The following is a 19,106-nucleotide window of genomic DNA, read 5'->3' as shown; positions in this document are numbered from 1 at the left end:
TAGTTAATGTGAAAGAAGGATGTACATATTGTGTTAGGGAGATAAATATGTACGCCCTTCCCTCATCATTAACCAACTACTTACATTTGCGGGCCGATTAATTCTATTTCAGCGATTTGCATCAAGGTATCGTCACCTTTATTTTTAGTAATATTTAGGCGATAACTTTCAAAAGCGAAGCCATTGCCCATGTCAAATAGCTTTCTTTCAAATCTGTTATCCCATGACTCACCAACCCAGTTACCTATAGTCACCCAAGTTACTCCACCATCGTTCGAGCCTTGTAAGTTGAAGTTTTCAGGGTCTCGGTTATCGGCGTCATTGGCACTGGTGATTGCCAAGCTACTAACTATTTGTGCAGTTAGAAAGTCTACCTGAATCCAAGAAGGATCTTCCTCACTTGGTGCTCCTGCCCAATCGTTATGATCTAACCATTTAGTGTTAGTATCATTGTCAAACGCTTTAGTTTCTGCTTCACCATCACCAATACGGTTTCTCGCAGTGATCACAACACCTGCTGTTTCTGAATGATCTACAGCATTGTATTGCGGTCCAATCAACTCAATTTCAGCAACTTGCATTAAGGTATCATCACCTTTGTTTTTCGTGATGTTTAAGCGGTAGTAGCTATACGCTAAGTCATTACTAAAAACCAATAATTTACGTTCAAAACGTTGGTCAAACGATTCGCCCAGCCAATTTGCTAGCGTGATCCAATTTTCACCGTCGTTTGACGCTTGAATATTAAAGTTTTCAGGGTCACGATTCTCTGCATCATTTGCGCTAATCAGTCCTAGTTTGTTTACTGTAACAGGTTCAGGGAATTGCACTTGCACCCAAGAAGGCGCTTCTTCTGTTGGTGCTCCAGCCCAATCATTATGATCTAGCCATTTCGTTTCAAGGTTACCATCAAATGCCATGGTTTCAGCTTCCGCATCACCGATACGATTGCTCGCAGTGATTGTGGTACCGACTGCCAAGCCATGATTTAAATCAGGTAACTTTGGACCTATCAACTCAATTTCCGCGACTTGCATTAGCGTATCATCACCCTTATTTTTTGTGATGTTTAAGCGATATGTGGTAAATGCTAAGCTGTTCGCAAAGCCAAACACTTTACGCTCAAAGCGCTCATCAAACGATTCCCCCAACCATGATCCTAAAAGTGTCCATGTTGCTCCACCGTCATTTGACGCTAAAATATCAAAGTTTTCAGGGTCTCTATTTGGTGCATCATTTGCACTCGTTATTGCTAGTTCATTAACGGCAACAGCTTCAGTGAAATCAACTTGTACCCATGAAGGGTCTTCGCTGCTCGGTGCCCCTGCCCAGTCGTTGTGATCTAACCATTTCGTATTTACGTCACCATCAAACGCTTTACTTTCTGCTTCACCATCACCGATACGATTTCTTGCCGTAATCGCAATATTAGAGTCAACTTTTGTGTGGTCGACACTTTCATAAATTGGACCAACAAATTGAATCTCTGCCAATTGCATTAACGTGTCATTACCTTTGTTTTTTGTAATATTCAGACGGTAATAACGGTAAGCTAAGCTATTGGCAAATTTAAAGGCTTTTCGCTGAAAGCGCTCATCAAACGCCTCACCGACAAATGAGGCTAACGTAACCCATGTTTCTCCGTCTTGAGAGCCTAAAATATCAAAGTTTTCAGGATCTCTATTATCGGCATCATTTGCACTGGTAATGTAAACGGCATTAACAGCATGAGCCTGCTCAAATTGCACTTGAATCCATGACGGATCTTCCACCGTTGGTGCACCGGCCCAATCATTATGATCTAACCACTTAGTATCAACATCACCATCAAATGCTTTAGTTTCTGCCTCACCATCACCAATTCTGTTTCGAGCGGTAATAACAGCGCCAGCCATATTTTCTGGTGTTGTTACTTCCCGAACTGGCCCTGATGCCGCTTGTTCTTCAATGAGTGGTAAAGTTAAATCCATTACATCATCTGCGGTTAAGCCAAGTTCAGCGATAAATGGATGTTGCGTTAAAGATTGATATAAGTGACTTCGTAAGGCGTTCAATGCATCTGGATTACCTGCGATTGCAGCCTGCATGTTTGCATAAGCATTGACCAAAGTAGCTTGTTGCGTATAACCCGATGCAAATGATGAGAAAGCACCATTAAGCAACGATAGTTTAACTTCAGTATCAGGCAGATAAGTATCTGTACATACTTCTTCCATTACCTCGTTACCATCGTCATCTAACAAAGGTTCGCCATTATCGTCTAACACAGGCTGATCTTCACACTCAGTGCTGACAATAAAGTTTTCTAATTTTTCTGCACTCACTACAGGTAGAGAAAATACATTAACGTTATTCGCATCAATGCCTAATGCCTTTAATACCAATGTTGAATACTCTTGCTGTGCTAATAACAGTAGTTGCTCGGTAGAGACATTCCGACCTTCACTAATCGCTTCTTGGATCATCTTTGTAGCAAAAGATGTCAATACATTGATATGAAAGGTAGCATCGCTTGCCGTTGCTTGATGACCATAAGGCACAGTCACGTACGTTAGTGTACTCAACTGGGTACCAGCAATAACGTTGCCGGCGACAGTATCTCCCATTGAGGCGTCACCACATTGCACGGCATCACATGTCATCAAGCTATTAGCGTTTGCCGTAGCTGTTATTTCAACAATGCCTGTTATGCCAAAGCCAGCGTCACTCTTTACCGTAATTTCGCCGTTACCTTCGGTATTGGTTTGTGCCGTATCTCCTAGTCTTTTTAACTTAGCACCGTTTAACGCGTTTACTTCAATATCTGCAAATGCCAAAGTGCCCTTAATAGCACTACCTGACAAGGTTGCAGACGTTGACTCTATTCTCTTTGGTATGCTTTCTGGTTTTGGATCATCACTTCCGCCACCACACGCTGACAACACCAGCGCTATCGACGTGCTTAGGGAGAGTATTGTAAATTTACTCATAATTTGTTCCTCTTAATCTTTCAATTCAAGCTCTAACTCATGGCCATTGGGTTTTGGTTTTGATTTTAAATTGGCCTATTTTTTTGTTAGAAACTATATGAAATGCCAGCGTAAATGCGGCGACCGGTATAAGCATTGCTACGATATCGAGCGTCAGTGTCATCGCCGATATGCGAAAAGCTCTCAGACTCTGTTAAATTGATAACAGAGGCGGTTGCGACTAATTTATCTGTAATGTTGTACGACGCATTAATATCAATTTGGTCGTACTTATCAGCGAATACTTCCATACCGTTAGCAATGCCCAGCAAAGTGTCGCCGCGAAGGTTATAAGACGCTCGTACGCTAAAGTCTTCATTTTCGTAGTACGCTGAAAAGTTAAATTGATAGTCTGCGCTGCCAATCAAGCCTGATTCACCAATTTTGGCACCGTCTACGTCAACGTCTGCTTTGTTAGTATCGTTGTAGGTGTAGTTACTATAAAAGCCGAAGCCATTAGCAAAAACATGCTGGATAAACACTTCAACACCACGAGACGTTGCATTAGAGCCATTACCAGTTGTTGAGTAGTTTTCAATAAGCACATTGTCGCCACCAGCTGTCACCGTTTGTCCAGCAATTTCAAACGTTCTGGTAGGAATATCTTTAGTGGTATCAATTACTAGAGGAACAACAAAGTTGTCAACATCCTTGTTAAACAGTGCTAAACCAACCGCAGATCCGTCGGCGTAGTAGTACTCTAAACTTATATCAGCCTGAACAGATTCAAATGCTTTTAAGTTTTTATTACCGCCACTACCCGACCAGCCAGGTATGGTATTAAATTCAGCGCGATCTGAAGCAAATTCATTTGAGATCCAAGTAAGTCTTTCTTGGCTACCGAGATCACTGTAGTCAGGACGCGAAATAACTTTTGCCAACGCACCACGAAGTACAAGTTTATCGGTAACATCGTAAGCAATGTTAAAACTAGGCAGTACATGTGTATCTTCGCTTGTTTGTTCAACTAAGATATATTCATCTTCAGAATAGGTATCGCCACTCAGTTGATTGCCGTCTTCATCCCAATAGTTTTTATAAAATATGAATAGGTCAGTAGAAGAGCCTGTTGTTTCAGTTTTAACCAGTCTTACGCCAAAGTTTCCTCGAAACCTATCGCCCATAAAATCACCTTGTACATAACCAGCGGTAATTTGCTCTTCAATGTCATAAACAAAGTTCTTTTCGTTGCGTGTATATTTTACAAAGTTATCTTTTAGGTAATCCGCGTATGCGCCCCAATTAATCGTTGGCATTAAGTTAATACCAAAACCTCCGGGAATATTTCCCATAGGCTTATCATTTAGTATTAATCGCGCGTCAGGCATACCGTCATTCCACTGGTAACTGTCTGCTCTGGTAATGCCGCCTTCGCTTGCTTCTCCTGCTGCGATGTCAAAGCTGGGATCTAAATAAAATGTATTTCTTGTTTCCCGATGCAAACTTGCTTTGCGATATTTGAGACCAGTTCGAAGCGTATGAAAGATGCCTAAATCTATATCTAAGTTAAGGTCTGCTTGAAAGTAGTCTTCTTCAAGTGTGCTTTTAACAAAACTTGAGTTAGAAGAGCCTGGATCAACACCACCACCAATACCTGCCTGTAGATTAGTTAGCATGTTAGGGTCAACATAAATATGCATTTTTTTATTGTCGATGTACCAACCAGAATATGCTGCTGAGTTTTCGATTGCTGGCTCACCCGTGTCTTTATTTGAAGCATAATAGGCAGCTTCGTAGCGCTCTTCTGGCCCGCCTTCAGATTCCGTATGACCTGCAACAACGGTTAACGTGTAGCTATCACCTTCATACATCGCTGAAAAATCAAAAGTGTCAGAAGTTGACTCTTCTCTGTTGTATACCCCGCGAATCCACGGGAAATGCATCATTTGTTCTTCACCGGTCGCACCTATGGTATAGTCAGCACCAGTAATAATGGTGCCTGAATCATCGGTAGCAATATCCGTAATCATGCCATTGGTCAGATGCCATTCAGGCATATCAATAGCAGACATTGTGGAGTCTAACCCCAGTTTAAAACCAAAATAGTTAAAGGTAAGTTCTAAGCGCTCAAGCGGACGCCATTGTGTGGTGAATTGTACCCCTTCTCGCTCTCTCTGTTCTTCAAAAACACTGGTACGGGTAAATTGTGGCACCCACATGTTTTCATAGCGATTGCCATACGCGTCAACTGGTGCCGCATTGGTCAAGGTATTTTCTACAAAATTGCCATTAACGTCAGCCGAAGTACTGGCGCTTCCTGTCCAACGCCAAGAGTTTGCGCTACCAGTTAAAGAACGATTGGTTCTATCTTGTTGGGTATAGCCCAACAAAAAACCAAGTGTCGACGCTTCATTCTTCCATGAATAAACACCGGTAAATTGAGGCTCGTACTTATCAGTTACATCTGCATAAGTATATTCAACACCGAAAGTGCCTGAGTTAGCATCCATATCAAGTGGCTTTCTGGTATGCAGTAAAACGGTACCACCAACACCACCTTCATCAATGTGAGCTTCAGGTGATTTATAGACCTCAACACGTTCAATCATTGCAGAGGGAAGCAGCGCATAGTCAAATGACCTTGAAGGTTCACCAGGAGACGACGCAATAAAATTACCGTTAAGTTGCGTATACGTTAAATCCGATGAAAGACCACGAATACTAACCGTAGAGCCTTCACCGCCGCTTCTTGATATAACAACGCCAGGGACACGTTGCAGTGAATCAGCAACATTTTTGTCAGGGAATTTGCCGATGTCTTCTGCTGTGATGGCGTCAACCATAGCATTTGACAGCCTTTTAATTGAAAGGTTTTTAGCTGAGCTTGCCAATATACCCGTGACTTCTATGACTTCTATATCATTTTCTTTTTTATCATCTAATTCAGCCGACTCTTGTGCATGTGCAACGCCTACTGCACATAAAATTGCACTACACAGAAGTGAGCGTTTAAAAAAGGTAGATAATGGAACATTGAGAGGTGCGTCTAACTTTCCCGCCTGCATGTCGTGTTCTCCTTCAGATTTATTGTTATATATTTATTTTTGTAGTTATGGACTAATGTGAATTACAGAGCCTAAAGCCCTAATTAACATTTATGTAAAACAAACGACCACATGTAATCGATTACATTACACTATATTAAAAAAGCCATGCGAGTTTTGCCCCTCATGGCTTATAGCAATCATATAGAAACAAAATGTAATCGATTGCAAAACAAATTTATACTAGAATCAAAAAAAAAGAGTGTCAACAATTTTATGTATAAAAATTATTCAAAAGGCAGGTATCAAAATAGTGTTGCTGGCATGGTAAGGCATATCACCTAACACCTATACCCATCGTTTGCAGCGCCAGAATTAGCCTCTAACTATTTTTAGCTAGACCTGTGCTTTCTCTTTCTACCAGTTGAAATTGCATAATCTCGCGATCTTTTTTTAGCACTTCTTTACGAATTTGTTTCAGCACTACTTCAACCGCTTTTCTACCCATTTCACTGGCCGGTTGATGGATAGTTGTCAAGGGGGGATCGATATAACCAGACACTTTAATATCATCAAAACCAACAACGGAGATATCTCCAGGTACCTTCAAGCCATGTTTTTTGATTTCATGAATAGCACCTATGGCAATATCATCATTAAAGCAAAAAATCGCTGTAGGTTTTTCATGTCGAGACATTAAAATATTAACTCCCTTCTCCCCAGCTTCGATGCTATATTCACCGCCAACAATCATATCGTCATTAAACGCTATATTCTCTTCTGCTAAAACACTGGTTATTCCGCCCAAACGATCTCGATGAATTTGACTATCAATTTGGCCGGCTATCACAGCAAATTTTTGATGCCCATAACTGATTAAATGCTTTGCCAAAGCTCGACATGCTGCATAATTATCTAACTCAATGACTGGATATTTTATATCAGAAACGATACGTTCACAGACACTTACCATTGGAACGGCTTCAGCAAGGGCAGCGTCATTATCTGAGAATGGGAAAGAGTGATCCAAGTGGATAATTCCATCAACTCGATTAGACAGAACCATGCCTGCATATTCGTTCTCTCTAGCCGGGTCACCTTGGGTATCACCTAATAAAACAGAGTAACCACTTTCTTGAGCAGCTTGTTCAATTCCTTGAATGATCTTGAGAAAAAAAGGATTGGATAAATTAGGAACAAGAACAACAATCGTATTCGTTTTGCCTGTTTTAATGCTTGAAGCAAGCACATTAGGTCGATAGCCTGACTCAGCAATAGCCTTTAAAATTTTCTCTCGAGTCTTTTCGCTCACCATGCTGGGATTTTTCAACGCTCTAGACACGGTAGCAGTAGAAACTCCTGCCAGCTGACAGACTTTTTTAATTGTCGACATGTTTTATTCCTATTTGGACTCAGGTTGATGAAACCGATAACAATTGTATCCAAAATAGATACTTAAATTCTATTCAACACATACGAATATTATATAAAATTCCATTTAAGTCTATGACTTTTAGGAGCTTTAGTAAGAGCTCATGCTTAATCATTAAGCCCACAACTAATTTAAGCTTTCGAGAGTACAATGTAAATGATTACATTACCTATAATTTGAGTGCTGTATTGAAGTTACTGCTGATGCTATTTAGCTGCTTGGGAATGTTTGGCAGTATTATTTGAATATTATATAGAGGATAAATATTGATAAAGCGTAATAACTCACGCTTTATCATATACATAGTGTTCGAAATGGAATTATCGATGAAAACTTGGTTACGCTGATAATTCTTTTAACACATCATCTTTCAACTCAGCCCATAATTTACCAGATTCAATACCAAACTTTCGTACAGCTAATACTGACTCGTCAAATTGCTGCTTTTGAGCAAGTTCAATAAGCTTTTCATAGTAATTACGCGAAATCTCTCTGCCGTTTGGATGAGCAAAATACAAGCTTCCCAGTCTTGAATAAAGACCCTTAAAGCCATTTAAAATCAGTAAATAAATAGGGTTACCTGAAGCTACGACCAATTCTTTGTTTAATTGATAATCAAACTCAGCGTAGGCTTCACCAGTGTCTTCAATTTCCTGGTAGCCCTTTAACAACTCAATCGCCTTCTCAGGGTTGTTCTTAAGCGCACCTCTGACATATATTGCACTGATATTAGTGCGCGCTGACATAAGATTGTCGACTAAGTCGGGAATACCATCTTGATCAAGTTGCGCTAATGTTTCTAACACGTTAAGGCTTGAAGTATCCCAAAAGTTATTCACTTTTGTCGGTTTGCCATGTTTAATCGTTAACCAACCATCTCTAGCTAGTCTTTGAAGGACTTCTCGTAACGTTGTGCGCGTAACACCGATCAGTTCTGATAACTCTCTTTCTGCGGGTAATATTGAACCCGGCGGGAAACCACCGTTCCAAATGGATTCAACGATATACTGCTCAGCAAATCCGGCTGGACTGTGTGCTTTAATAACCATACGGCTCCACGCGATTATATAACCAAAATTGAAACTGATTGTACCAGAAGATTTTTTTGGTACAAGCTGCATATTGTCTATTATTAGATATCCTTTTAAATGCATGAGTTAGCATTTTTACCTAGCATCAAATAACAAAAATATTATTGTATGGAGTTTTTAGACACTTTAACACCTGATAAAATTTGCATTCATTAATCTCACTTATTGTGTCATTGAACAGAAAATAGTTGTTACCGATCACCTTGTACAATAATGTAACGATTACAAATCAACCAATTATGGAAGCTAGACAGTGAAATCTACTCGCTTTTTTGTATTAATTTTTAGCATGTTTGTTATGTCAACTGCATGCGCAAGCATTATTAACAAAACTCCACCGGAAATAATGTCAATGCAACAACGAGCTCAATGGATTGATGGCATATTAGAAAAGCGTATATCTACTCTTATGCCTTCGCTAATGAAAGAATCAGGCATTGATATGTGGATATTGATCAGTAGAGAATATAACGAAGATCCAATTTTAAAAACCCTACTTCCTGCCACTTGGTTGTCGGCACGACGCACCACTATTCTTGTATTTGCGTTAAATAAACAAGGTAAAGTTGATGCTTACGCAGTTGCTCCATATAACGTTGGAAGTGTCTTTAAAAAAGCCTGGGACAAAAAGGCGCATCCCAACCAATGGCATGCTTTAAACAGTTTAATAGAAAATCTTCAACCTAATAAAATTGGCCTAAACCAATCACAATATTGGCAGCATGCCGATGGCTTGGTAGCAACTGACAAAGAAAATTTTCTTGCTAATTTGCCAAGCGCCTACCACAACAGAATAGTCTCAGCCGAAAAACTAGCAGTATCATGGCTTGAGCAGCGCATTCCTGAAGAAATAGAAAAATACAAAGACATCGTAGCCATTGCACATAGTATTATCGCTGAAGGTTTTTCAAATAAAGTCATCATACCCGGTAAAACAACAACTAACGAGTTGATCTGGTGGTTTAGAGAAAGAGTCAGGGAGTTGAAACTACAAGTATGGTTTCACCCTAGTATTATGATCCAGCGTGCTGACCAGCGACAGTTTGATCACGAAGCAAGTTTCACCGATGGCTATGGCAACAATGTTATCCAAAAAGGTGACCTTTTGCATGTTGATTTTGGCATTAACTACTTACGATTAAATACAGATACACAGCAACATGCCTATGTGCTAAAAGAAGGTGAAACAGCAGCTCCTACATATTTAGTTGAGGCATTAAACAAAGCCAACCAATTACAAGACATATTTACCAGGCAGTTTAAGGTTGGTAGAACGGGCAATGAAGTCCTCAAAACTTCTCTTGATAAAGCTAAAAGCAAAGGCTTAAAACCTGCAATTTATACCCACCCTCTTGGTTATCACGGCCATGCTGCAGGCACAACGCTAGGTATGTGGGATAAACAAAATGGCGTTCCTGGAGACGGAGATTATCCTCTTCATCTAAATACCGCATACTCAATTGAACTCAATAATGCCATTTTTATTGAAGAATGGAACAAAGAGATTCGTGTCATGTTAGAAGAAGACGCCTTTTTTGATCAATCAGGTGTCTGGTATTTAAACGGCAGACAAACAGAACTGCTATTGGTCCGTTAGTAACAGCACTATTATCAGTCGTTATTATCACCAAACGCTATGTTTTGATGTAACGGCTGATTATTTATCCTACCTACACTTATCAATTGTAACTGGTAAATCATTGCATCTACGTAAAGCCATAACGGCAATGTTAGTTGGATATGTAATAGAATTAATCAACCAAAACGGTAAAGCCTTGAAATATACTTTGATATTAAAGATAAGAAGGCAAATCAAGTAGGATCGTGCAATATAATTTACAAGCTGAAATTTAATGCTTAAACTAACTGGTAACCTTAAGAATTAATAAAAACTACAAGTAATTAGCTCATTAACTTATTACTTACATTTCACTGCTGAAGGGTCAACTATGCAACAATCATTTGCGAGCGCATTTTACAAAAACTTTCTCGGCAATTCGCCCGAATGGTACAAACTGGCCATCATCATCTTTTTGATTGTCAATCCTATTCTATTTTTCTATGTTAGCCCGTATGTTGCAGGCTGGGCGTTAGTCCTTGAGTTTATTTTCACGTTGGCTATGGCACTTAAGTGTTACCCTCTTCAACCAGGTGGTTTGCTAGCGATTCAAGCTGTTGCCATCGGTATGACCTCGCCCTATCAAGTGTTACATGAAATACAGCTCAATATAGAAGTTATTTTATTATTAATCTTCATGGTTGCGGGTATTTATTTCATGAAAAACCTGCTGCTATTTTTATTTACAAAAATAGTAACTAAGGTTCGTTCAAAAACAGTTGTTTCACTATTATTTTGTTTTTCAAGTGCCTTTCTTTCAGCATTCCTTGACGCTCTAACGGTTATAGCCGTCATAATTAGTGTCTCTGTTGGCTTCTATTCTGTTTATCACAAAGTAGCCTCGGGCAAAGAAATTCAAAGTGATCACGATCACACATCAGACAATGAGTTACATGAATATTCTCGCGACGATTTACAATCATTTAGAGCATACCTTAGAAACCTGCTTATGCATGCAGGTGTTGGTACCGCATTAGGCGGCGTTTGTACTATAGTAGGTGAGCCACAAAACTTAATCATTGGTCAACAAGCAGGTTGGGAGTTTATTGAATTTGCTATTCGCATGTCGCCAGTTACCTTCCCTGTACTTATTGCTGGATTGTTGACTTGTGTATTACTGGAAAAACTTAAGTGGTTTGGCTATGGCGCCCCATTACCCGATACGGTTAGGCAAGTACTTATAGACTTTGACGAAGCAGAATCAAGAAATCGTGACAAACGTGAACAAGTTAAATTAATCATGCAAGGTGTTATTGCTGTTTGGTTGATTGTTGGTCTTGCATTGCACTTAGCTGCAGTAGGCTTAATTGGTTTAACTATTATTATTCTAGCGACCTCATTCACTGGCGTAACTGAAGAGCACCAAATCGGACATGCTTTTGAAGAAGCATTACCATTTACTGCGCTTCTCGCAGTATTTTTTGCAGTTGTTGCAGTTATTATTGATCAGCAGTTATTTACCCCTGTCATCAACTGGGTGTTAACGTTTGAAGGTAACATGCAATTAGTGATGTTCTATCTTGCTAACGGTTTCCTTTCAATGGTTAGTGATAACGTATTTGTTGGAACGGTATATATTACCGAGGTACAAAAAGCATTAGCCGCTGGTGTAATAACCCGAGACCAATTTGATTTACTGGCTGTTGCTATTAACACTGGCACCAATTTACCTAGTGTTGCAACACCTAATGGCCAAGCTGCATTTCTATTTTTACTTACTTCAGCCTTAGCTCCACTTATTAGATTGTCCTATGGCCGTATGGTGATTATGGCTTTCCCATATACTATTGTATTAACCCTTGTTGGCTTGCTAACCATCTATTCAGGTTTGTTAGAAAGCAAAACTCAAGAGTTCTATGATTCAGGTCTAATACAGCATCACACAGCAGATGATGGCAAATTGCCAGCAACTGGCCATTAATGATAAAACCAGAGGCGCCTAGTTGGTGCCTCTATTACGTAACATGACGTTTTAATTCAACCATTCCAATCTAATAAATAGCAATAAAGGAAACTAAGTGAAATTTTTAAGTAGTTTGAGCACTAATCCAAGAGCTTGGTTATTACTTGCTGGCAGCGCCCTTGCCTTTGAATTAATAGCTTTATTTTTTCAATACGTGATGGACTTAAGACCTTGTGTAATGTGCATTTACCAGCGCGTTGCTATCTGGGCTGTGTTCTTTGCAGGCTGCATTGGTTATTTTACTCACCGCTATATGGTAGGACGAATTGCCGCTTATGGGCTATGGGCAACAGGAGCGATTTGGGGACTGATTATCGCGCTTGAACACGTAGAAATGCAAACATCTACAATGTCATTTTTATTTAGCTGTGAGTTTGTGCCTAACTTTCCAACTTGGGCTCCCTTACATGAATGGATGCCATTTTTATTTAAAGCCGATGGTGACTGTAACAATATTGATTGGCAATTTTTAGGCTATAGTATGCCGCAATGGATGGTCGTTATTTACGGCGCTTATACTGCGGTATTTGCCGCTATCGTAATTAGCCGCATTGCCGACACAAAAAAACTGTAATCTGCTCGAATAAAAAAAGAGGCCAAGCGCCTCTTTTTTATTACCTGTTGAACATGTTTCTCATGCTATCAGCAAAAGCAACAAATTTTTCTTTTATTGTTTTTTTCAATCGAATATCCACCCCACCAAAAATAGCAACACCTTCGATTACTAATGTTGGGGCATTTCTGTCAGCTATTGACGGCGCTTTATTACTTACACCGCCGAAAATACCAAACGCTTTAGAAACAACATTGACATGTTCAGGCACGTAGATTTCTTCACCACCAAACAAACAAAACACACGAAGTGTCGTTTTTTGTCGGGTAAAAACCGCTTCACTAAAATCTAATGTACAGCCACCAAATATACTTAAAGTCCGAATTTCTCGAGCTACTGTCCAACGGCCACTACGGTCACTGCCACCAAAAATGTTTACCATGTAATCAACTTCTTCATCTTCAGATGGTGCGTAGTGCGGCACAAAGTCTTGCTTTTTGCTGTCTAGATAGTCACGGTCAACTTGTAAATCTAAATCTTCTGCTAACGATGCAATTTCAACATTATCTTGACTATTCATTGCTGTATCGAGTCGTCGCTCAAAAGCCTCAAACGAGAGCTTGCCATGGCTATAGTTCATGATCAATTGATCAATCACCTCTTCTCTAACGGTTTCTGTGGGTCTATCTTCTAATTTTACCGGCATAAAACATCCTTTTAGTCTTTGAGGTTTAACCTGTTGCAACCTCAAGTGGTTTGCTCATTTTAAGCAAGTGATGAGCCATTAAGTTATTTTCTTTAATTTCAATAACTAATATAAATATGTTAAACATGAGCTTTATCGATTTGATAATTTTTAGTTAACAGTCCAAACATTTAGCGATATTTACCACCGGCTGCTTAATAATCAAGTTAGAGATTCATTATTTTGGCTGTAGTGACGATGTAGCCATCGACTTAACCCGTCTAATCCTGGAAAGATTACCCGTTCAGTTACATTGCATTGATCAAGTTTGTCGCGTATTTCCCATTTAAGTTTTGCTGGGATGATAATTTTTCTACATAAATGAGGGTATTCTACCAACCAATCTTCTATGCTAATTGCTGAATCTGACATCACCGAAAATAGTGCAAACTGATTAACAATACGATCGTCCATAGAAGGCGGCTCAAAGAAAAGTAACATTGGGCACGGCGCAATACTCGAAAACTGCTGCAGTGTGCCACTAGCTCTATCAAGCATTTCAGTCGTAAAAGTATTTGCTCCCTCTTGCAATAGCTCTTTCCTTAAGGTGTCGTGCAGGTAATGATGAGCTTTTTCATAGTTTAAACACCAGATAGCACCGTCCAGATGGTACTTGTCCATATTTGCTGTGGCAAAATGCATGGCGATTAGAGGAGAATGAGTCCAATCTAGTAATCGTGTAGGTAAACCATGATGTTGCGCAACGGAAACCCAATGCCAGAATGAATCAGACGACACTACATCTCTGTGTGCGTACTTTTTAAAGTTGCGCATTAGATGGTGTTCAAGCGCAACAAAGTCGCCACCAAGCCTTTTTAACGTCGTATCGAGTTGGTATGTAGCGTCTGATAAGCCTCTAAAAGCGTATGGTGACCTAAACCTTAATAAACCATTATTCCATGCATCATGAAATAGGTAACTTTGCAGAGATGCCCAACTATCGGCGATTTTTATATCCATTTTGAATAAGTGTTAACACCAAAATTTTACTCAAACTATATGGGTTATATGACTTATTCATGACAGATAAGGTAGCGAGTTTAATTTTTATTTAAAAAAGCTCAATGTCGCCTTCTTCTTCATGTTCAAAAATATCACCAGAAGCTACTAATTGTTCATAATTGCAGACTTTATTTCTGCCTGCTTCTTTGGCGTAATAAAGTGCTTTGTCGGCATTATCAAAAATACTTTTGGGATGGACAGAATCAGCAACTTTAGCAAAACCAATACTAACGGTTATTTTTCCCACCATAGGAAATTTATGTTGTGACACTTTTGCACGAAATGACTCAAGCAGTTTTACAACATCATTATCAGAAATCGGCTCTAAAATGATGACAAATTCTTCACCACCAAACCTGAATAACAAGTCATTTTGGCGAAAACTGTGATTCATTAACTGTGACAATGTCAGTAACACTTCATCCCCATAAATATGGCCAAACTTGTCATTAACTTGTTTAAACAAATCAATATCTATCACCGCTAGCCATGTAGCACCGGCTTTGCCTTTTTCTCTTTTTTCGTTTTCGACAGATTCGCCATATTTTTTGTTGTAATATTGTTTTTTGATCAACTGATTGAGCTTTAAATCATAAGTACGACGATTAAATAACCCCGTTAAGCTGTCTTTTTCACTATGGGCCAAAATCGCATAAAAATTTTCACATACTTTGGTTATTGCCAAAATAGAATCTAATTTATTTGAAAAGCGTTCTTCTGAGGAGATATCAATGGCATACTCAATCTTGCCTTCAATAAGGATAGGAATAAACACGTGGTGTACCCCTTGAGAAGACTGATAAACGGTTAGTTTTAATAAATGATCAATGTTTTTGTCTAGATACTCATGTGTATCTTGAGGAACGTCAATATTCCACTGAAATTGCTTGATCCCTTCATCATCCTTTTTAACCGATAAGGTCACAATACTCTTGTAGGAAGCAAATGGAAATTCATTGTATTGGAACAAGCAAACACTGCAACTTGGGATCAATTCGGCAATTGTGGCGACAATACTGATACCAAACTCATCCGAATCACGATTATTGGTGATCTCAATAATTGAATCCAAAACTGTTTTGCTCATAATTTTATAGTCTTTAATCTAACTTATGAAAAAGCTTAATTATTACTAATTGTATGCACCCATATAGAAATTCGCGAATAAATGACAACATTAATCTAACCTTCCCATAGGCATAGCATCAAAATAAAGGTAAAATTTGCACATTATACCCTTTTAAATGCTTTAAAATTCAACTGAGATATTGATGACAATTACCATTAAAACTGCAGAAGAAATTGAAAAAATGCGCATCGCAGGTAAATTGGCTGCCGATGTATTAGAAATGATCGAACCACATGTTAAAGCAGGTGTGACGACAAATACCTTGAATGATTTATGTGCCGAGTACACGGAAAAAGTTCAACAAGCAATTTCAGCTCCGCTAAACTATCATGGATTTCCAAAGTCTATTTGTACCTCAGTAAATCATGTTGTTTGTCATGGTATCCCTAACGATGAACCACTAAAAGATGGTGATATCATTAACATCGATATAACCGTCATTAAAGATGGGTTCCACGGTGACACAAGTAAAATGTTTCTAATAGGTGATGTCACAGCAGAAGATTCAAGATTGTGCCGCATTACGCAAGAAGCGCTTTACATTGGTTTGAAAAAGGTTAAACCAGGTAATACTTTTGGCGAAATTGGTACAGCAATACAAAAATTCATCAAGAAGTCTGGTCGTTATTCTATTGTAAAAGAATACTGTGGTCACGGCATCGGCCAGGAATTTCATGAAGAGCCTCAAATTGTTCACTACAAAAACAATGATAAAACTAAAATGCAAGAAGGCATGTGTTTTACCGTTGAGCCGATGATTAATATTGGCCGAGCCAATACCGTGCTAGATAAAGAAGATAACTGGACGGTTTACACTATTGACGGCAAAAAATCTGCTCAATGGGAACACACTGTTGTAGTGACCAAAACTGGTTGTGAAATATTAACATTACGTAAAGACGACACTATCCCTAGAATGCTACACAACTAACCACAATTGTTGAGACAATATCTTTGAATACTAATTCACTTGTTCCAGCCAATTACATTGAGGCGCTTTCAATAAGCGCCCCCAATATTTCTACAAAAGAAATTTGTGAGTTAAACGCTCAGTTTTTGCAATGGCAAAAAGGGCGTTTTCAATGTGAAGAAGTCAGCAGTATTATTAATGCCCGTGCCCAATATATTGATTTAATATTAACAAAATTATGGTGTCAACACCACTTAGATGAGCACCAGATAAGTTTGTTGGCCGTCGGTGGTTACGGCCGAGGTGAACTTCACCCATACTCAGATATCGATATTTTACTGCTGACACAAGAGCAGCTAGATAAAAAGCAAGAAGCGTTAATTTCAGCATTTATTACCCAACTATGGGATATTAAACTAGATATTGGCCACAGCGTTCGCAGTATCAAAGAATGTCTAAAACAAGCGGTTAATGACGTAACAGTTGCCACTAATTTAATGGAAATGAGGCAAATTTGTGGCAATGAGTCTTTAACTCAACATTTACAGCCGTTACTCAACGAAGAAGTATTCTGGACGTCTCAAAAGTTTTTTGTGGCTAAAAGAGATGAACAGCTTGCTAGGCACAAACAATATCACGGTGCCGCCTACACGCTTGAACCCAATCTAAAAGCAAACCCTGGAGGTCTGCGCGATATACAGACCATTGGCTGGGTTGCAAAACGCCACTTTCAAGCAGACTCGCTTGAAGAGCTAGTTCAACATAATTATTTAACCAACAATGAATATAATGAATTGTTGGAATGTCAGGACTATTTATGGCGAATGCGCTGTGCCCTGCACTTTATTGCCGGACGTAGTGAAAACCGTTTGTTATTTGATTATCAGGCGGATGTAGCTGAGTTCATGGGGTTTGGCGATCAAGGCAAGTTAGCAGTAGAACGTATGATGAAAAGATTCTTTCGCATCATAGGTCGAGTCGCTGAATTAAACAAAATGTTGTTACAGCATTTTGATTACACCATTATCAAAAATAAAAAACACCAAGTTGAGTTAAAACTTAATGACGACTTTGTGGTATTAGATGGACAAATAAAAGCAATTAATAAGCGCACCTTTATGCGCTCAATTAACATCATGGAAATGTTCTTGTTAATTGCACAGCATCAGGAAATTACTGATTTACATCCTGAAACGCTAAGGCTAATGCGTAATGCTAGAAGACGTTTAGTTTCTGGCATGATGGACTACGCAAGGTGTAGAGAAATTTTTATTGAGATCATCAAGCACCCTCGCGGCTTGGGACTGCCATTAACATTGATGCACCGACATTCAATTCTTGGTGCCTATCTACCAGCGTGGCGAAATATCGTGGGTCAAATGCAGTTTGATCTTTTCCACGCGTATTCAGTTGATGAACATAGTTATCGATTATTACAAAACCTATATCGCTTTAGTAAACCTGAATTCAATGAAGAATATCCGCTGTGCAGTAAAATTGTACAACGCATCAGAAAGCCAGAAGTACTTTATTTGGCTGGTATTTTTCATGATATTGCTAAAGGTCGAGGAGGCGATCACGCCGAGCTTGGTGCTGTAGATGCGCTTCATTTTAGTGAAGATCACAAGCTGAATAAACATGATGGCCGCATGATTTCATGGCTAGTAAAACATCATTTATTGATGTCGGTTACTGCTCAACGCCGTGATATTTCAGATCCAGAGGTTATCAAAACCTTTGCCGATATCGTGCGTGACGAGGCACATTTAGACTATTTATACTGTTTGACCGTTGCTGATATGCGAGCAACCAACGAAAGCCTGTGGAATAGCTGGAAAGCAAACTTACTTGAAGAACTTTATTTTGCCACTAAAAGAGCCTTTCGACGAGGTTTAGAAAAGCCGGTTGATTTGCGTTCAAAAATAAGAGAGAACCAACAACAAGCTACGGATCTATTACTTGCGCAAGGTGTAGATGAGTCCGCAATAAAAAATTTGTGGAAAGAATATAAGGCAGATTACTTTTTACGTTATGCACCTGAACAAATACTCTGGCACAGTGAGCATATTCTAGAGCATGATAGAACAAAACCTCTCATTTTGATCAGTCCAAAGCCTTACCGTGGTGGTACTGAAGTATTTGTTTTCACTAAAGACAGAGCTAATATCTTTCACTCTATTGTATCTTTGTTGGGAGCTAAAGGCTTTTCGATTCACGATGCCAAAATTATTACCAGTAAAACGGGTTATACCGCCAATACTTTTGTTATTCTCGACCAACGCGGTAAACCGATAAACGATAGTTACAGAGCGTTAGAATTAAGCCAATCTTTGACCCATTCTTTGTTGTCTGACAGTAAACCGAGCTCAATTAAAAGACCAGCTAAAAAGCTAGCGCAATTTCGGGTTACTACGCAAGTTGGTTTTGTTGACACTGCAACACAACGAAGCACCTTGCTTGAAATCGTTGCCTTAGATAAACCTGGATTATTAGCCAAATTCGCTTCGGTATTTCAAGCACTGAATTTACATATTCACTCAGCAAAAATTACTACTTTTGGAGAGAAAGCTGAAGATGTTTTCATTATCTCAAACAGTGAAGGAAAAGCGCTGTCAGAAGTAGAACAAGCAGAGTTAAAAGAAAAACTCATTGAAGAATTATCAAATTAACC

General features: G+C 39.1%; 12 protein-coding genes. 5 read left to right on the top strand and 7 right to left on the bottom strand.

Annotated features, from left to right (window positions below):
• Positions 1-80: 80 nt before the first annotated feature.
• The 4 genes from IE199_RS16980 to fadR all read right to left on the bottom strand — a co-directional run bounded on the left by IE199_RS16980 (position 81) and on the right by fadR (position 8,473).
• Positions 81-2,969, bottom strand: a complete 2,889-nt coding sequence (locus tag IE199_RS16980) for a discoidin domain-containing protein (protein WP_189772958.1) — start codon at positions 2,967-2,969, stop codon at positions 81-83.
• An 86-nt stretch (positions 2,970-3,055) separates the two neighbouring features.
• A complete protein-coding gene (locus tag IE199_RS16975; protein ID WP_189772957.1) occupies positions 3,056-6,013 on the bottom strand; it encodes a TonB-dependent receptor in 2,958 nt (985 codons plus the stop codon).
• Between the two features lie 361 nt (positions 6,014-6,374).
• Entirely contained in the window at positions 6,375-7,385 is a 1,011-nt protein-coding gene (locus tag IE199_RS16970; RefSeq protein WP_189772955.1) for a LacI family DNA-binding transcriptional regulator, read from the bottom strand.
• A gap of 377 nt (positions 7,386-7,762) precedes the next feature.
• Positions 7,763-8,473 carry a fatty acid metabolism transcriptional regulator FadR gene (gene fadR / locus IE199_RS16965; RefSeq protein WP_189772953.1) on the bottom strand — a complete coding sequence of 237 codons (711 nt, stop codon included), beginning with the start codon at positions 8,471-8,473 and terminating at the stop codon, positions 7,763-7,765.
• Between the two features lie 340 nt (positions 8,474-8,813).
• Between fadR and IE199_RS16960 the strand changes: the two genes are divergently transcribed.
• The 3 genes from IE199_RS16960 to dsbB all read left to right on the top strand — a co-directional run bounded on the left by IE199_RS16960 (position 8,814) and on the right by dsbB (position 12,670).
• Positions 8,814-10,112 (top strand): M24 family metallopeptidase, encoded by a 1,299-nt coding sequence (locus IE199_RS16960; RefSeq protein WP_373304822.1) that lies wholly within the window; start codon positions 8,814-8,816, stop codon positions 10,110-10,112.
• Between the two features lie 352 nt (positions 10,113-10,464).
• Complete coding sequence (nhaB, locus tag IE199_RS16955; RefSeq protein ID WP_189772950.1) at positions 10,465-12,054, top strand: sodium/proton antiporter NhaB; 1,590 nt, start codon at positions 10,465-10,467, stop codon at positions 12,052-12,054.
• A 97-nt stretch (positions 12,055-12,151) separates the two neighbouring features.
• Positions 12,152-12,670, top strand: coding sequence for a disulfide bond formation protein DsbB (gene dsbB, locus IE199_RS16950; RefSeq protein WP_189772943.1), 519 nt, complete (start codon positions 12,152-12,154; stop codon positions 12,668-12,670).
• Between the two features lie 40 nt (positions 12,671-12,710).
• Here dsbB and IE199_RS16945 read toward each other — a convergent pair whose 3' ends face one another.
• The 3 genes from IE199_RS16945 to IE199_RS16935 all read right to left on the bottom strand — a co-directional run bounded on the left by IE199_RS16945 (position 12,711) and on the right by IE199_RS16935 (position 15,483).
• Positions 12,711-13,355, bottom strand: a complete 645-nt coding sequence (locus tag IE199_RS16945; protein ID WP_189772941.1) for a LiaF domain-containing protein — start codon at positions 13,353-13,355, stop codon at positions 12,711-12,713.
• A 201-nt stretch (positions 13,356-13,556) separates the two neighbouring features.
• Positions 13,557-14,354 (bottom strand): FRG domain-containing protein, encoded by a 798-nt coding sequence (locus tag IE199_RS16940; protein WP_189772939.1) that lies wholly within the window; start codon positions 14,352-14,354, stop codon positions 13,557-13,559.
• A 91-nt stretch (positions 14,355-14,445) separates the two neighbouring features.
• Positions 14,446-15,483: a GGDEF domain-containing protein gene (locus IE199_RS16935; protein ID WP_189772937.1), complete on the bottom strand. Its 1,038-nt coding sequence runs from the start codon at positions 15,481-15,483 to the stop codon at positions 14,446-14,448.
• A gap of 184 nt (positions 15,484-15,667) precedes the next feature.
• Between IE199_RS16935 and map the strand changes: the two genes are divergently transcribed.
• Positions 15,668-16,456 (top strand): type I methionyl aminopeptidase, encoded by a 789-nt coding sequence (gene map, locus IE199_RS16930; protein WP_189772935.1) that lies wholly within the window; start codon positions 15,668-15,670, stop codon positions 16,454-16,456.
• Positions 16,457-16,479: 23 nt separating this feature from the next.
• Entirely contained in the window at positions 16,480-19,104 is a 2,625-nt protein-coding gene (gene glnD, locus IE199_RS16925; protein ID WP_229854793.1) for a [protein-PII] uridylyltransferase, read from the top strand.
• Positions 19,105-19,106: the final 2 nt, after the last annotated feature.

The sequence above is a fragment of the Thalassotalea marina genome, from assembly GCF_014656435.1.
Lineage (GTDB): Bacteria > Pseudomonadota > Gammaproteobacteria > Enterobacterales > Alteromonadaceae > Thalassotalea_C > Thalassotalea_C marina.
The sequence above is the reverse complement of the archived record's forward strand: the minus strand, read 5'-3'. Positions and strand labels throughout refer to the sequence as shown.

Bases quoted from the DNA above. Each gene is read 5' to 3' on its own strand.
- IE199_RS16945 (WP_189772941.1), bottom strand. From the start codon at position 13,355: ATGCCGGTAAAATTAGAAGATAGACCCACAGAAACCGTTAGAGAAGAG.
- IE199_RS16960 (WP_373304822.1), top strand. From the start codon at position 8,814: ATGTCAACTGCATGCGCAAGCATTATTAACAAAACTCCACCGGAAATA.
- IE199_RS16975 (WP_189772957.1), bottom strand. From the start codon at position 6,013: ATGCAGGCGGGAAAGTTAGACGCACCTCTCAATGTTCCATTATCTACC.
- IE199_RS16980 (WP_189772958.1), bottom strand. From the start codon at position 2,969: ATGAGTAAATTTACAATACTCTCCCTAAGCACGTCGATAGCGCTGGTG.
- fadR (WP_189772953.1), bottom strand. From the start codon at position 8,473: ATGGTTATTAAAGCACACAGTCCAGCCGGATTTGCTGAGCAGTATATC.
- nhaB (WP_189772950.1), top strand. From the start codon at position 10,465: ATGCAACAATCATTTGCGAGCGCATTTTACAAAAACTTTCTCGGCAAT.
- IE199_RS16970 (WP_189772955.1), bottom strand. From the start codon at position 7,385: ATGTCGACAATTAAAAAAGTCTGTCAGCTGGCAGGAGTTTCTACTGCT.
- map (WP_189772935.1), top strand. From the start codon at position 15,668: ATGACAATTACCATTAAAACTGCAGAAGAAATTGAAAAAATGCGCATC.
- IE199_RS16940 (WP_189772939.1), bottom strand. From the start codon at position 14,354: ATGGATATAAAAATCGCCGATAGTTGGGCATCTCTGCAAAGTTACCTA.
- IE199_RS16935 (WP_189772937.1), bottom strand. From the start codon at position 15,483: ATGAGCAAAACAGTTTTGGATTCAATTATTGAGATCACCAATAATCGT.